Raw genomic sequence first — 15,033 nt, 5'->3', positions numbered from 1 at the left:
CTTCACACTCGAACTCGTCATCGAACCATCCGTTCTTCACCCACAGTGGATCACACGCCACCCGGCACCGCCGCCGGATCGACCGAAGGAGACACCATGACGACGCACGCACCCCGCCCCGCAGGTCTGCGAGCCGGCGACCAGGTCCAGACCGCCGCCGAGCTCCAGGAGATCTGGGACACCGATCCCCGCTGGGACGGCGTCGAGCGCACGTACACCGCGTCCGACGTCATCCGCATCCGGGGTTCGATCCGCGAGGAGTCGACGCTCGCCCACCGTGGAGCCGAGAATCTCTGGAACCTGCTCCACACCGAGGACTACATCCGCGCGCTGGGCGCCTACACCGGCGGCCAGGCCGTGCAGCAGGTCCGCGCCGGCCTCAAGGCCATCTACCTCTCGGGGTGGCAGGTCGCCGCCGACGGCAACCTCGCAGGTCAGACCTACCCCGACCAGTCGCTGTACCCGGCGAACTCGGTGCCGGCGGTCGTGCGCCGCATCAACAACGCCCTGCTGCGCCAGGATCAGCTCGAGCATGCCGAAGCCGCGACGGGCGAGGGCGAGATCACACAGGACTGGCTCGCCCCCATCGTGGCCGACGCCGAGGCCGGGTTCGGCGGACCGCTCAACGCCTACGAGCTCGCCCAGTCGTTGATCCAGGCCGGCGCCGCCGCGATCCACTGGGAGGACCAGCTCGCGAGCGAGAAGAAGTGCGGCCACCTCGGCGGCAAGGTGCTCGTGCCCACGCAGCAGCACATCCGCACGCTGAACGCGGCGCGGCTCGCCGCCGACGTCGCGGGCGTCCCGACCGTCATCATCGCGCGGACGGATGCTCTCGCCGCCGACCTGCTCACCAGCGACGTCGACGAGCGCGACCAGTCGTTCACCACCGGCGAGCGCACGCCCGAGGGTTTCTACCGGGTGACGCCGGGCATCGACGCGGTCATCAGCCGCGGCCTGGCGTTCGCCCCCTACGCCGACCTGCTCTGGGTCGAGACCGGCGAGCCCGACATCGAGCTGGCGCGCGCGTTCGCCGCCGCGATCCACGCCGAGTTCCCGGGCAAGCTGCTCGCCTACAACTGCTCCCCCAGCTTCAACTGGAAGCGCCACCTCTCGGATGCCGAGATCGCGACGTTCCAGCAGGAGCTCGCCGATCTCGGCTATAAGTTCCAGTTCATCACGCTGGCCGGCTTCCACGCCCTGAACTACTCCATGTTCGACCTCGCCCGCGGCTACGCCGATCGCGCCATGAGCGCGTACGTCGAGCTGCAGGAGGCCGAGTTCGCCGCCGAGGCCGATGGCTACACCGCCACCAAGCACCAGCGCGAGGCGGGCACCGGCTACTTCGACGTGATCTCCACGGCGCTCAACCCCGACAGCGTCACCCTCGCCCTCGCCGGCTCCACCGAGACCGCGCAGTTCCACTGACTCTCCCTCTTCACTGGGTTGCTGAGCCTGTCGAAGCACCCTCCACGAGACAAGGACCCATCATGACCATCACACCCCCCACCACGACCCTGCAGGGTCCGGCGATCGAGATCACCGGCACGCTGCACGACCGCTACGACGAGATCCTCACGCCTGCGGCGATCGCGTTCCTCACCGAGCTCCACCACCGGTTCGCGTCCCGCCGCCACGACCGGCTCGCCGATCGCATGCGCCGCCGCTTCGAGATCGGCAACGGGCACGACCCGCACTTCCGGGCCGACACGGCGCACATCCGCGACGACGCCTCCTGGCGCGTCGCCGGTGCCGGACCCGGCCTCGAGGACCGCCGCGTCGAGATCACCGGACCGACGGACCCGAAGATGACCATCAACGCCCTGAACTCGGGCGCGCGGGTCTGGCTCGCCGACCAGGAGGACGCCACGAGCCCCACCTGGAAGAACGTCGTCGAGGGCCAACTGTCGCTGCGCGATGCGATCCGCGGCGAGCTCGGATTCACGTCCCCCGAGGGCAAGGAGTACCGCGTCACCGCCGCGCGCACACCGACCATCGTGATGCGACCGCGCGGCTGGCACCTGCCCGAGAAGCACATCGCGTTCATCGACCGCGCGGGGCGCCGCACCGCGGCATCCGGGTCGCTCGTCGACTTCGGTCTCTACTTCCTGCACAACGCGCAGGCGCTGATCGAGGCGGGGCGCGGCCCGTACTTCTACATCGCGAAGCTCGAGTCGAGCGACGAGGCGAAGCTGTGGGACGACGTGTTCTCGTTCAGCGAGGAGTACATCGGCATCCCCCACGGCACGATCCGCGCCACGGTGCTGATCGAGACCCTGCCGGCGGCGTTCGAGATGGACGAGATCCTCTACGAGCTGCGCGACCACTGCGCGGGCCTCAACGCCGGACGCTGGGACTACATCTTCTCGATCATCAAGAACTACCGCGGACGCGGCGCCCGCTTCGTCCTTCCCGACCGCAGCGAGGTGACGATGACCGTGCCGTTCATGCGGGCGTACACCGAGCTGCTCGTGCAGACCTGTCACAAGCGGGGAGCCTTCGCGATCGGCGGCATGAGCGCCTCGATCCCCAACCGCCGCGACCCCGAGGCCACGGCGCGCGCGATCGAGAAGGTCGCGGCCGACAAGAAGCGCGAGGCCGGCGACGGCTTCGACGGCACCTGGGTGGCGCACCCGGATCTCATCCCGACCGCGCAGGCCGAGTTCGACGCGGTGCTCGGCGACCGGCCCAACCAGGTCGACCGGCAGCGCGACGACGTGCACGTGCAGGCATCCGATCTGATCGACCTGCACATCGGCCGACCGATCACGGCGAAGGGCGTGCGCGACAACGTGTCGGTCGCGATCCGCTACCTCGAGGCCTGGTTGCGAGGACTGGGCGCGGTGGCGATCGACAACCTCATGGAGGATGCCGCGACCGCCGAGATCAGCCGCTCGCAGGTGTGGCAGTGGATCCACCAGGACCGCACCACGGAGGACGGCACGGCGATCACCGCCGAGTACGTCGAGGAGCTCATCTCCGCCGTGCTGCGCGAGGCGACGCGCAGTGCCGGGGACCGGTTCGACGACGCCGCGGAGATCTTCCGCGAGGTCGCGCTGCGCGAGGAGTTCCCCACCTTCCTGACGCTGGGCGCCTACGCCCGGTACCTCGACTGACGTCCTGACGATGAGGAAGAGCGGATGCCGCGGCTGAACCGCCCGCGGCATCCGCTCTCGGGCGTAGCCTGAAGACATGACCGAGTTCTGGGGCGACATCGCGAGCGAGTTCCTGCACCTGTACCCGAGCGGCGGACGCCTGCTCGCGGTGGCGGGAGCGGATGCCGAGCGCTCGCGCCGCGCGGCCGACGATCTCGCCACGGCGCTCACCGCGGCAGGCCAGACGGTCGAACGGGCGCACACCGGCGATGGTGACGAGGCGTCACTGCGCGCAGACGTGATCGCGCCGTTCCGCGCCGACCGCGGCGACCGCGTGCTCGTCGTCTCCGGACCCGCGGCACTCGTGAGCGCGAGCGCCCGCGGCCTCTGGAACTTCACCGTCTGGCAGCTCGCCGGCGACGAACAGCCGCACACCGCGGCATCCGTCATCGTCGACGTCACCGACCCGGATGCCCCGACCCGCCGCTTCGCGGACTACTGCGCCCTGCCCAGCGCCTTCGGCGCCTGACATGAAAGCTCGTGCCGCGGCTCAGCTGAACGAGGCCGCGACCGAGTTGCGGTGGTAGTCGAACACGATGCTCGTGCGCGTCGAAGCGACGCTGCTCTGGGCCGAGAGGTGCTCGAGCACGAACTCGCGCATCTCCGAGGAGTCCGCCACCGCGATGTGCAGCAGGAAGTCGTCGTCACCGCCCAGGAAGAACACCTGGATCACCTGCGGCAGCGCGCGCACCCGGTCGGCGAACTCGACGATGCTCTCGCGGCGCGCGCTCGGGCGCAGGCTCACGCCGATGATGGCCTGGAGTCCGGCGCCCAGCATCCGCTCGTCGACGCTCGCGTGGAACCCGGTGATCACGCCGCGCTCGATGAGCGATCGCAGTCGCGCGTGCGCCGTCGACGGGGCGACGCCGAGCGTGCCGGCGAGCTCGGCGTTGGTCATGCGGCCGTCCTCCGCGAGGAGCGCGACGATGCGCTGGTCGACCGGGTCGAGCGCCGGCGCCCGAAGAGTGTTCGGGCGATCCGGGGTGGTAGACGTCTCCATGTGAATCATTATTCAGGATTCGGACGATCTACGAATGATCTTCGCGGAATCTGTTGTCCCGCCGATGTTTCTGCGATCCTGTTCTGCAACAACCGCCCCCGAGCAGTGGAGTATCGATGAAGATCGGCGTGCCGACCGAGGTCAAGAACAACGAGAACCGTGTCGCGCTCACCCCCGCGGGCGCGGACCGTCTCGTGCACGAGGGACACCGTGTGCTCGTGCAGTCCGGCGCCGGACTCGGGTCGCGCATCGATGACGACGCCTACCGCGCCGTCGGTGCCGAGATCGTCGACACCGCCGCCGAGGCCTGGGGCGCGGCCGACCTCCTCCTCAAGGTCAAGGAGCCGATCGCGCAGGAGTACGGCTTCCTGCGCCCCGACCTCACCCTCTTCACGTACCTGCACCTCGCCGCCGATCGCCCGCTGACCGAGGCGCTGGTCGCCGCCGGCACGACCGCCGTCGCCTACGAGACCGTGCAGCTGCCCGACCGCAGCCTGCCGCTGCTGGTGCCGATGAGCGAGATCGCCGGCCGCCTGTCGGTGACGATGGGCTCGTACTCGCTGCTGCGTTCGAACGGTGGCCGCGGGCTTCTGCTCGGCGGCATCGCGGGCACCCCGCGCGCCAAGACGGTCGTGATCGGCGGCGGCGTCGCGGGCGAGCACGCCGCAGCGAACGCTCTGGGCCTGGGCTCGCAGGTCACGGTCTTCGACATCTCACTGCCGCGCCTGCGCGATCTCGAGCACCGCTACGGCGGCGCGCTCCAGACCCGCGCGTCGAGCCGCTACGACATCGCCGAGGAGCTCGCGACCGCGGACCTCGTGATCGGTTCGGTGCTCATCCCGGGTGCAGCCGCCCCGAAGCTCGTCACCGACGACATGGTCGCCGGTATGAAGCCGGGCTCGGTGCTCGTCGACATCGCGATCGACCAGGGCGGATGCTTCGAGGGCTCGCGCCCCACGACCCACGACGACCCCACCTTCGCGGTGCACGACTCCATCTACTACTGCGTCGCCAACATGCCCGGCGCGGTTCCCGAGACCGCGACCCGTGCGCTCACGAACGCGACCCTCCCCTACGTCTCGGCGATCGCCGGGAAGGGGTGGGCGCAGGCATCCGCCGATGACCCGTCGCTCGCGAAGGGCCTGAACGTGCAGGCCGGGCGCATCACCCTCGAGGCCGTCGCCATCGCCCACGGGCTCTGAGCCTCCTCCACTCTCGTGAGGGGTCACGACACGCCTCGCGCGCACGCCTCGTTAGGGCGTGTTGTACCCCCTCACCGGGTGCCTCAACGTCAAGAACCGACGATCTTGCTCGCGTCGCGGCCCGCACAACGCCCGCGCCCCCGAGTACGCTCGTAGTCGTGACCGAACGCGCTCCTCTCTCCCGCAAACTGTCCGCGATCGCCGAGTCCGCGACCCTCAAGGTCGACGCGAAGGCCAAGGCACTGAAGGCGGAGGGCAAGCCCGTCATCTCGTACGCCGCCGGCGAGCCCGACTTCGCGACGCCGCAGTTCATCGTGGATGCTGCGGCCGAGGCCCTGGCCGACCCCGCGAGCTACCGCTACACGCCCGCCGTGGGCCTGCCGGCGCTGCGCGAGGCGATCGCCGCCAAGACGCTGCGCGACTCGGGCCTCGAGGTCTCGCCGAGCCAGGTCATCGTGACCAACGGCGGCAAGCAGTCGGTCTATCAGGCGTTCCAGGCCGTGGTGAACCCCGGCGACGAGGTGCTGCTGCCGGCGCCGTACTGGACCACCTACCCCGAGGCGATCCGTCTCGCCGACGGCACGCCCGTCGAGGTGTTCGCGGGCGCCGACCAGGACTACAAGGTCACGGTCGCGCAGCTCGAAGCCGCCCGCACCCCGCGCACGACCGCGCTCGTCTTCGTCTCTCCGTCGAACCCCACCGGGTCGGTGTACACGGCCGAGGAGACGAAGGCGATCGGCGAGTGGGCCCTCGAGCACGGCATCTGGGTCATCAGCGACGAGATCTATCAGAACCTCACCTACGAAGGCACCAAGGCGGTCTCGATCGTCGAGGCGGTCCCCGAGGTCGCGGGCCAGACGATCCTCGTCAACGGCGTTGCGAAGACCTACGCCATGACGGGCTGGCGCGTGGGCTGGATGGTCGGCCCGACCGACGCGATCAAGATCGCCGGCAACCTGCAGTCGCACCTGACCAGCAACGTCAACAACGTCGCTCAGAAGGCCGCGATCGCCGCCCTCAACGGACCGCAGACCGAGGCCGAGCAGATGCGCGAAGCCTTCGACCGCCGTCGCCGGCTCATCGTCTCGGAGCTGTCGAAGATCGACGGCATCGTCGTGCCGAACCCGCTCGGCGCCTTCTACGTGTACCCCGACGTGCAGGGCCTCCTCGGTCGCACCTGGGGCGGCGTCACCCCGACCACGTCGCTCGAGCTCGCCGACTTCATCCTCGAGCAGGCCGAGGTCGCGGTCGTTCCGGGCGAGGCCTTCGGCCCGAGCGGCTACCTGCGCCTGTCGTACGCGCTCGGCGACGACGCACTGCTCGAAGGCATCCAGCGCCTGCAGCGCCTGTTCGCCTCCTGAGGCATGACGGTGCCACCCGGGCGGAGGCTCACTCCTCCGGGTGGTATCCGATCAACCAGCGGATGCCGTAGCGATCCACGAGCGACCCGTCGACGTCGCCCCACGGGCGGGTGGTCAGCGCCGAGATGACCCGGCCGTCTGCGGCGAGCGAATCGAACCAGCGCGTGAGGGTCTCGGCATCCGCGGTGCCCAGCAGCGAGAAGAACATCCCGCCCATCTGCACCGCGTCGTCGTCGGCCCCGGCATCCGCCCCGGCGAGCTCGACCACCCCGCGCAGCATGCCGTGCCCGATGGCGTCGGCGGGGCCGTCGTGGCGGCCGAGCTCGGCGTAGTCGAAGAGCTGGAGCTCGCCGCCGAAGATGCCCTGGTAGTGAGCGAAGGCTTCCGCGGCGTTGCCGGGGAAGAGGAGGTAGGGGATGAGTCCGCTCATCCCGCGAGTGTACTGCGGTAGCGACGCGGCTTGCCCTCGCCGAGGTCGATCACCCGCGCCACCGCGGTGACCTCGACCGGCACCGCCAGCAGCGCGGAGAGCGCCGCCTCGATGGCCTCCGCATCTCCCCCGGCGACCATCGCGAGCACGACCCGGTCGTCGCCCTGCACGACCGACCAGCCCTCGGCGCCGTGCGCCTGCAGGTGCTGGGTGAGGTCGACGCTGGCGACGAGCGACCCGTCGCCCGCGCGGAAGCGGGTGTTCTCGCGGCCCTCGAGATCGGCGATCCCCACCCCGCCGTCGGGCAGTCGAACGCGCCGTCCGAAGTCGCCGGTGCGATAGCGCACCAGGGGCAGCAGTGGGTTCTCCCCCGCGGTCACCGTGATCTCACCGACCTCGCCGTCGGCCACCGCGACGTCGCGCCGCGGATCGAGCACCTCGACGAGCACGCGTCGATCGAGCACCCGGAACGGGCCGTCGTCGGCGCGCGCGGCGATCGGCCGGGTCTCGTGCAGGCCGTAGACGTCGATCACGGGGCATCCGAACGCGCGCTCGAGCCGCGCGCGTAGCGGGGCCGACAGGGCCATCGCCCCCGAGAAGATCACCGACGGATGCAGTACCCCGTCGAGTCCCGCATCGACGAGCTCGGCGAGGCTGGTCGGATGCCCGCTGAGGATCTGCGGGTCGGCGTCGGCGAGGAACCGTCGTCGGGCGTCGGCATCCGGCCACGCCGACACGTGCAGGTTGAGCCGGGCCATCGCCCGGTGCGCGAAGCTGCTGATGACCGAGACGTAGGTGAACGCCTGACGCTGGAAGACGAGGTTCGCGACCGCCATCCGCTCCCCGTCCTCGCTGAGGGTCACGCCCTCCTGCGCGGCCAGCGCGCGCAGGAGGTGGAAACCGCGCGCGACCTCCTCGACGTCGTCGGGGATGAGGAGCGCGGCCCCGGTCGAGCCCGAGCTCGTACCGTGCAGCATCCGGGAGAGGTCGGCGTCGAGCGGCACGTGCGCGCCGAGGTCGGCGACGAGGTCGGCGCGTCGGGTGGTCGGATATTCGGCCAGCGTGGCATCCGCGGGCATCGCCCGATGCCGCAGCGTGCGGCGGACGACGGTCAGGTGCTCGGCGAGCCACCCCTCCGTCGGGAGCGGATGCCGCACCCGCTCGACCTGCGCAGCGCTCAGCCGGTCACCGGTCGCGTGCGTCCACCGCGGGGCGTCCGGATGCCGTCGCCACCGGGCGAGGCGGGCGGCCCCCGCGTCGTCGAGGGTCGGCCAGCGTTCGGCATCCGTGAGCACCGCTGCCGCCCCGGGGGCGTACTCGGCGAGCGCGAGCGGATCGACGGTGTCGGGATCGTCGGCGTCCGGACGGACAGCGTGGGGATGGGTGGGAATTCCGAGCCCCGCGGCGTCACTCACTGGAGTACCGCGCCGCCGCCTCCTTGCGACGCGCCTCCTGCAGCTTGCGGGCGATCTCGGCGCGATGCCGGTGCCCCTCGTAGGCGTCGGCGAGCGCCTTGTCACGGGCGAGGGAGTCGACCGCGGCGAGGAGCGATGAGGCAGTCTGCGCGTCCTCGCCCTGCGGCAGGTACCCGCGCCAGAGCAGGAAGGTGCGCGCCGCCTCGATGCGCCGCTCGTCGTCGGAGATCCAGGTCAGCGGGTCGGAGACGGGGGCGAGCCGCAGCGCGAGCGCGTCGACCGCGAGCGCTGCGGCGCCCCCTCCCACGGGGGAGGAGAAGGGGGCGACGAGCTCTTCGCTCGCGATGATCCAGAGCGCGATCGCCGCACCCCGCCGCACGCGCTCGTCGGCGGCGAAGGGCACGCAGGCCGGCGCCATCCCGAGCACGTCGCCCGCGAGCGCGCGCACGGAGACGCGGTCGTCGAGGAACATCTGCGGCACGGCCGAGAGCCGGGCCGCGATCCCGTCGAGTGCGGGGCCGGGGCGAGCCCGAGCCCACGCCTCCTGCTCGCCGCCGGATCGTTCGCTCCAGGCTGCGAGCAGATCGTCCGTCGACGTCCGCTCGTTCTCTCCCGTGTCCCTCTCAGCCATGCAACCGCTCCGCGAGGGCGGCGCAGGCCGCCGGGGCGTCGTCCATGCTCGACAGGTACACCACGTCGTAGCCGTCGCGCCAGGCGAGGTCGGAGACGCGGTGGAGTCGGTCCATGAGCACGAGCGTACCCGTGGTGAGCTTCTCCTTCACCGCGCGGGCGACGCCGGCGAAGGGTTCGTTCCCGACGCCGAACATCGACACGAGGCCGTCGTCCGAGAGCACGACGACGTGGCGCTGCACCTCGTCGGTCGCGCGCGGCAGAGCCGCGTACCGGGAGCCGTACAGATCGAGCGGGAACGAAGTGCCACCGCCGAAGAACACGCACAGGGCACCGACGATCTCGGCGGGGTCGCGGCTGGCGCGCTCCATGCCGGCGACCTGCCCGGCAGCCGAGAAACTGGTCACCCGCACGCGCCCTCCTCCGCGGAGCACCGAGAGGGCCAGGATCGTGCCGGCCAGAACGGCCGGAGACCCGGCGCGGGGGTTGCGCATCGACCCGGACGAATCGATGTAGAGGTCGATCTCGATGCTCGTCTCGCGCACGACCGGGTCGTCGTCCAGTTCCGAGCGGCGCCGCGTGGTCACCCCGGGGATCACGCGGCCACCGCGCAGGGTGGCGACCCAGTCGATGTCGCCGATCGCGTCTCCGGTCTCCCACAGCTCGAGCGGCCCGGGGAGGCCACCGGCGGGCTGCGCCGGCGCGCGCCGCGTGTAGGGGCGCACCCAGCTCGATGCCTCGGTGCGATACCAGGCGGCGAGCACTTCGGCCTGATCGAGGCCGGAGTACAGCCCCAGCGTGCGGGCGACGTCGAGGCGCTGCCCCGGCTGCGGCGACGCGTCGTCGCCCTCCTGCGCCTCCGCCTCGACAGCCCCCGGGTGCGCCGGGAGGTCGCCGCGCAGACGCTGATCCGCGAGGATGCGCCCGAGTTCCTCGGCGCTCGGCCCCTTCTCGTCGGCCGCGCAGCCGACCCCGCTGACGCTGGGTACCTCGCGTGCGGCATCCTGCCGTTCGGCGATGTAGGGCGCGGCGATCACCCCGAATCGCACCGCACCCGACACCGGGTCGGCGCCGAACGTGCGCACGGCGTCGGCGACCAGCGCGGCGTCGACCACGGGATTCGTCGTGCGGGCGCCCGCGAGCTCCGCAGCGATGCGCGCACTCTCGGCCTTGCGCTCGCGCAGGATGCGTTCCTTCTCGCGGTGCCGCTCGGCGATCGTGTCGAGCGGCGGCAACTGTTCGTGCGCGATGGCGGGCGGCGGGGCGGGCGGGGCGTCGACCGCGCAGAGCGTGCCGGCCGGCAGCCGCCACAGGATCTCGTAGGCCCGGCAGTACACCCACCACAGGCGGTCGACGCTGCCGGCGGGCGCGGGGTACAGCACACGCCCGAGACGGATGATCCCCGCCTCGCCCGCGGCATCAGCCTCGGCCCGCTGCAACTGCGCGAGCCGGGTGTTGACGAGCAGATCGTTCCAGAGGTTGGCGAGCAGGCCGATGTCGGATGCCGCGGGCGCACGCTGCGACACCGCCGCGAGAGCCCGTGCCATCTGGTGCCGCACCTTGAGCCCGTCGATCCGGGTGCTCGGGGCGAGCACGTGATGCCCGACCTCGTGCGCCAGCATGCTCCAGAGCTCGTCTGCGAGGCCGCGGCCGGCGAGGTAGTCGGGGTCGATCGAGACCGACGGCGGGAAGGTGAACCAGGCGGGCGCCCCGGCTTTCGCGTGCGCACCGGGCAGCACGATCGGGTCGTTCAGTCGCACACCCCACAGCGTGAGCGCGCGCTCCCAGGCCGCGCGCACGGTCTCATCGACCGCTACGCGGGGAACCTTGCCCGTCCTCACGCGGCGTCTCGCACGTGCACCCAGGCGAGGTGGGTGTCGGGGCCGATGACGACGCTCACACCGTCGGCTGCGGGTGCGGATGCCGCGGGATCGGATGCCGCAGGTCCGGATGCCGCAGCTTCGGGTTCGACGGATACCGTCAACCGCGCGCCCCACACGTCGGCGTCGAGACGCCACCACTCCCCCGCGACGAGGAACGCGAACGCTCCGGCATCCGCGAGGCGCACGACCCGGTCGGGCGGACGGATCCAGGCGCCGCCGACTCCGCGGAAACCGCCGGTCGCGAGCACGTAGCCGCGCTCGTCCGCGCGTCCCGGCCACCAGAAGCGGTCGGTGCACTGTCGGCGCAGGAAGGCTTCGAGCAGCTCGATGCCGATGCCGAGGGTCGCGGCGGCCGCCCGCCGCTCGACCGCAGCCTCGATCCGTTCGAGCCGGGTCAGCGCATCGGTGCGCAGGGCCAGGGCGCCGGACCGCCACGCCGCGATCGCGACGAGGTCGAGGGCCCGCTCGCGATCGGCCGCGGCATCCGCATCCTCCGCGAACCCCGCTGCGAGCGCCCGCACGAACAGCCCGACTTCGCCGTGCGCGCGACGCACGCCCTCGATCGCGGCGGCGATGTCGAGTCGGGCGGCCGTCAGGTCGGGCGGCGACGCGGGTGGGAAGGAGTCCCGCGCGTTCGCGAGCTGCAGCGGGCGGCGGATCACCCGCGGGTCTCCTGCCAGCGGGCGAAGGCGGTGTAGCGCTGGTGAAGGTACTTGAGCGCGATCACGTCGTCGAAGTCGCGACCGTAGAGCTTGCCGATGCCGGCGATGCGGCGCAGCTGCGCTTCGATCGCCGTGATCCGACGCGAGACGTCGAGGGCCGAGACGCCGTCGAGTCCGCGGTCGAGCTCGCCGAGGAGCGTGGCGACCGGGTCATCGGCATCACGTCCGAGCATGTCGTACTGGCGGCACGACTGCACGAACAGATCGTTCAACCAGCTGACCGTGTCGGTGGCGAGTTCGCGCTCGGCGCCCACGTCGAAGCGCGGGTGGGTGTCGTTGGGCAGCAGTTTGCCCCGCAGCACGAAGGGCAGGATCGCGGCGATATCGGCGAGTTCGACGGCATCCGCTCCCCGGAACCAGGCCATCGCCTTCGCGTAGAGGATGAGCGTCTGCAGGGCGCGCACCGACAGGCCGTTGCGCGTCTGGGCGCCGAGGTCGACCTCGAGGTCGGCCCCGCTGTTCGCCTCGATGACCTCGCCGACGCTGCCACCCGCGGTGGTCACGACGTCTTTCGTGCGGTACTCGAAGCGGCGTCCGCCGTGCTGCACGAACTCGAAGTGGCTGAGGAAGAACCGCAGGCGGTGGCGCACGCCGTCGGGGATGGGCACGGCGCGGATCAGGGCGCGCATCCGCTCCTGCTCGGCCGCGTCGAATCGAAGTTCGGTCGGCACGTGCTCCTCGGGCTTCTCGCCCGCCTCGACCCGCGTGATGAGTTCGTCGAGGAAGCGGCTGTTGAAGCCCGCGGCCTGCACCGTGACGTCCATGCGGTCTCGGAGCGCCTGGATCACCGGGAACGTTCCGCCACCCGCGTCGTCGTTCGCCGTGAAGAACCAGCTCTCGACGCCGCCGTGCGGTGCGGTGCGCCGCATCTGGTCATGGCTCTCGACGTATCCCTCGGCGACCATCGTCAGCAGCGCCGACTGCGTCTTGGTGGGGATGCGGTTGTACTCGTCGATGATCTTCACCGGCAGGCCGAGCCAGTCCCGCCAGGCGATGCGGATGTCACTGAGCTTCTCGGCCTCGACGAGGTCGCGCGGCAGCGGAATGCCCACGAGGTCGCTGACCGTGAGCTGCGGTTGCCCCTGCTGCACGGCCCTGCGCACGTCGTCGGCACCGGTGCCGGCGAGCACGCCCATGAGCACGGCGACCGTCGTCTTGCCGCGACCCGGCCCACCGATCAGCAGGCACTTGCCACCGACCGCGAAGGTGAGCAGTGGCAGCAACACGTTCGACGAGAAGGATGCCTGCGTGGGCAACGAGACCCGGGCATCGGCATCGCCGAGCGCGATCGAGAGCGGGTCGCCGTGCGAGAACTCGATGTCGTAGTACGGCGAGATGACGGCGCGGTTGACCATCCAATAGTACGCCTGACGCAGCTTCTCGTCGAGAGGCACCGCGGTCGCCGCCGCTGCCGGGCGGAAGAGCTCCTCGGCGGTCATCTGCCCGACGCCGTGATCGGCTCCCGGGTTGGTGGGCGATGCGGACACGCGGCTCCAGCGATCGGACATGCGATCATCCTACGGGCGGCGGCTCAGGCCTCCCCCGCGGCCCCCTGCGCGGATCGCCGCTGCAGGGCGCGCTGCTCGTCCATCGGGCGCGCCTCGAGCGGGATCGCGAAGCTCAGGTGCGCGGCGAGCAGCGGTTCGAGAGCGGATGCCGCGGCCTCCACGCGCGCGGGCACGTCGCCGCGCACCTCCAGCCAGGGCACCGGCTGCGCGGCGAGCACGTCGCGGAAGCGCTGCTGCATGCCGTGGCGGATGTGCTCGCCGTCGCGCATGCCGTCCTGCTCGAACGGGATCTCGTCGCCCGTGAGGACGTACAGCAGGGGCCGGTGCCGGTCGGCGGCGCGGTGCAGGCGCTCGGCGATCGTGCCGACGTAGCGCTCGTGCCAGAGTGCGGTCGCGAGCACATCGGTGTCGCACACCAGCACCGGGCGCGGCACGCGGCGCAGCGCCCGGTCCTCGAGGGCGATCTGCCGGTCGACGATCAGGTCGAACTCGTCGCTGCGCCAGGGAGCCTCGAGGCCGCCCTCGCGCACTTCGGAGTGCTCCCGCCCGTATTCGGGTACCCACAGCGTGCCGAGGTGCACGGCCAGAGCTTCGGCGAGCGTCGTCGACCCGGTCGATTCGGCGCCGAGCACCACGACCCGCGGAGTGAGCGACGCCCGCACGGCCGGCGCGAGTTCGTGCCAGAGCGCCGCGGGGTCGGCGCGGATCGCCGTGCCCGACACGGGATTGATCCGTCGGCCCTCGTCGATCCGCACCCAGCGCGCTCCGAGGCGCTGCGCGAGCTCCCCGCCGTACGCGTCGCACGAGTAGACGGTGTCGACGGGCTCGTCGAGCAGCGACTCGATCACGGCGAGGTGCTCGCGCCACGCGGCATCCGAGTCGAAGTCCACCGGGGCGTCGTCCATGGCCGCCACGACCCGCGCCCCGGGGTGCGATTCGCGGATCCAGTCGGCCCGCGTCTCGAGCGGGATCGACTCGACCGATGCTCCGAGCACCTGCACCGTGACGCGCTCGCTGCGACGCTCGGCCTCGCGGATGAGGTGCGCATGCCCGCTGTGGAAGGGATAGAACTTGCCGATCACGAGCCCGTGACCCTGGCGGCGCGGGGGCGTCGGGGTCACGCGGTCGCCTCGACGCGCTCGCGGTCGCGCTCCCCGGCGGCCACTCGCCGCCACGAGGTGTAGCCGAACACGCACAGGCCGATGAAGAGCAGGTAGAGGGCCGCGATGACCCACAGACCGGTGACGATCGAGATGCCGATGATGACGACGTCGACGCCGATCCAGACGAACCAGTTCTGGATCCATTTGCGGTTGAGCATGTACTGCGCGACGAGGCTCGCCGAGGTCGTGAGCGCATCCGCGACCGCGACCTCCGAGTCGGTGAACGACGTCAGTACCCAGATCAGCACGGCGGCGCCGGCGATCCCCGCGAGCACCAGCCACGGCACCGCACGACGCGGAGTGCTCGCGATGTACGTGCGGCTCTGTTCCTCACCCCGCGTCCAGCGCCACCAGCCGTGCACGCCCATCAGGAGGTAGACGACCTGCAGCCCGGCGGCGGCGTAGACGCCCGCTCCGAGGAAGACAACGAACAGCACGACGTTGTTGGCGATGCCGATCGGATACGTCCAGACGTTGCGGAGCCCCGCCAGGAGCACGCAGACGGCCCCCGTCACGAAACCGAGCACCTGCTGCCACTCGGCGATCAACCAGTCGAGCACGACGGGC

General features: G+C 71.2%; 14 protein-coding genes. 5 read left to right on the top strand and 9 right to left on the bottom strand.

Features of this window, described 5'->3' with window-relative positions; translation table 11 throughout:
* The first annotated feature begins 96 nt into the window (after positions 1-96).
* From aceA to ACIQTT_RS14560, 3 genes are all read left to right on the top strand, one after another.
* Positions 97-1,425, top strand: a complete 1,329-nt coding sequence (gene aceA, locus ACIQTT_RS14570; protein ID WP_402791567.1) for an isocitrate lyase — start codon at positions 97-99, stop codon at positions 1,423-1,425.
* 62 nt (positions 1,426-1,487) lie between these two features.
* Complete coding sequence (aceB, locus tag ACIQTT_RS14565; RefSeq protein ID WP_402791564.1) at positions 1,488-3,113, top strand: malate synthase A; 1,626 nt, start codon at positions 1,488-1,490, stop codon at positions 3,111-3,113.
* A gap of 76 nt (positions 3,114-3,189) precedes the next feature.
* On the top strand, positions 3,190-3,621 hold the full coding sequence (locus ACIQTT_RS14560) for a hypothetical protein (protein WP_402791561.1): 432 nt from the start codon (positions 3,190-3,192) through the stop codon (positions 3,619-3,621).
* Positions 3,622-3,642: 21 nt separating this feature from the next.
* Here ACIQTT_RS14560 and ACIQTT_RS14555 read toward each other — a convergent pair whose 3' ends face one another.
* Entirely contained in the window at positions 3,643-4,161 is a 519-nt protein-coding gene (locus ACIQTT_RS14555; RefSeq protein WP_402791558.1) for an Lrp/AsnC family transcriptional regulator, read from the bottom strand.
* A gap of 107 nt (positions 4,162-4,268) precedes the next feature.
* On the opposite strand from ACIQTT_RS14555, the gene ald reads away from it, so the two are divergent.
* Both ald and ACIQTT_RS14545 read left to right on the top strand, forming a co-directional pair.
* Entirely contained in the window at positions 4,269-5,354 is a 1,086-nt protein-coding gene (ald, locus tag ACIQTT_RS14550; RefSeq protein ID WP_402791555.1) for an alanine dehydrogenase, read from the top strand.
* Between the two features lie 158 nt (positions 5,355-5,512).
* Positions 5,513-6,715, top strand: a complete 1,203-nt coding sequence (locus ACIQTT_RS14545) for a pyridoxal phosphate-dependent aminotransferase (RefSeq protein WP_402791552.1) — start codon at positions 5,513-5,515, stop codon at positions 6,713-6,715.
* Positions 6,716-6,743: 28 nt separating this feature from the next.
* Here the strand turns inward: ACIQTT_RS14545 and ACIQTT_RS14540 are convergent, their stop codons facing one another.
* The 8 genes from ACIQTT_RS14540 to pnuC are packed head-to-tail and all read right to left on the bottom strand — an operon-like array spanning position 6,744 to position 15,026.
* Complete coding sequence (locus ACIQTT_RS14540; RefSeq protein WP_402791549.1) at positions 6,744-7,145, bottom strand: VOC family protein; 402 nt, start codon at positions 7,143-7,145, stop codon at positions 6,744-6,746.
* Positions 7,142-8,560 (bottom strand): AMP-binding protein, encoded by a 1,419-nt coding sequence (locus tag ACIQTT_RS14535; protein WP_402791546.1) that lies wholly within the window; start codon positions 8,558-8,560, stop codon positions 7,142-7,144. Before ACIQTT_RS14535 ends, ACIQTT_RS14540 begins: the two co-directional genes overlap by 4 nt.
* A complete protein-coding gene (locus tag ACIQTT_RS14530) occupies positions 8,553-9,191 on the bottom strand; it encodes a phosphohydrolase (RefSeq protein ID WP_402791543.1) in 639 nt (212 codons plus the stop codon). Before ACIQTT_RS14530 ends, ACIQTT_RS14535 begins: the two co-directional genes overlap by 8 nt.
* A complete protein-coding gene (locus ACIQTT_RS14525) occupies positions 9,184-11,031 on the bottom strand; it encodes a VWA domain-containing protein (RefSeq protein WP_402791540.1) in 1,848 nt (615 codons plus the stop codon). The genes ACIQTT_RS14530 and ACIQTT_RS14525 overlap by 8 nt, the downstream gene beginning before the upstream one ends.
* Positions 11,028-11,735 (bottom strand): potassium transporter Kef, encoded by a 708-nt coding sequence (locus ACIQTT_RS14520; protein ID WP_402791537.1) that lies wholly within the window; start codon positions 11,733-11,735, stop codon positions 11,028-11,030. The genes ACIQTT_RS14525 and ACIQTT_RS14520 overlap by 4 nt, the downstream gene beginning before the upstream one ends.
* Positions 11,732-13,303, bottom strand: coding sequence for an AAA family ATPase (locus ACIQTT_RS14515; RefSeq protein WP_402791534.1), 1,572 nt, complete (start codon positions 13,301-13,303; stop codon positions 11,732-11,734). Before ACIQTT_RS14515 ends, ACIQTT_RS14520 begins: the two co-directional genes overlap by 4 nt.
* A gap of 23 nt (positions 13,304-13,326) precedes the next feature.
* Positions 13,327-14,424, bottom strand: a complete 1,098-nt coding sequence (locus tag ACIQTT_RS14510) for an AAA family ATPase (RefSeq protein ID WP_402791531.1) — start codon at positions 14,422-14,424, stop codon at positions 13,327-13,329.
* Positions 14,421-15,026 carry a nicotinamide riboside transporter PnuC gene (gene pnuC, locus ACIQTT_RS14505; RefSeq protein WP_402791528.1) on the bottom strand — a complete coding sequence of 202 codons (606 nt, stop codon included), beginning with the start codon at positions 15,024-15,026 and terminating at the stop codon, positions 14,421-14,423. The genes ACIQTT_RS14510 and pnuC overlap by 4 nt, the downstream gene beginning before the upstream one ends.
* Positions 15,027-15,033 lie beyond the last annotated feature (7 nt).

Origin of the sequence: Microbacterium sp. NPDC090225 (genome assembly GCF_044772365.1) — a bacterium.
Taxonomy (GTDB): domain Bacteria; phylum Actinomycetota; class Actinomycetes; order Actinomycetales; family Microbacteriaceae; genus Microbacterium.
The sequence above is the reverse complement of the archived record's forward strand: the minus strand, read 5'-3'. Positions and strand labels throughout refer to the sequence as shown.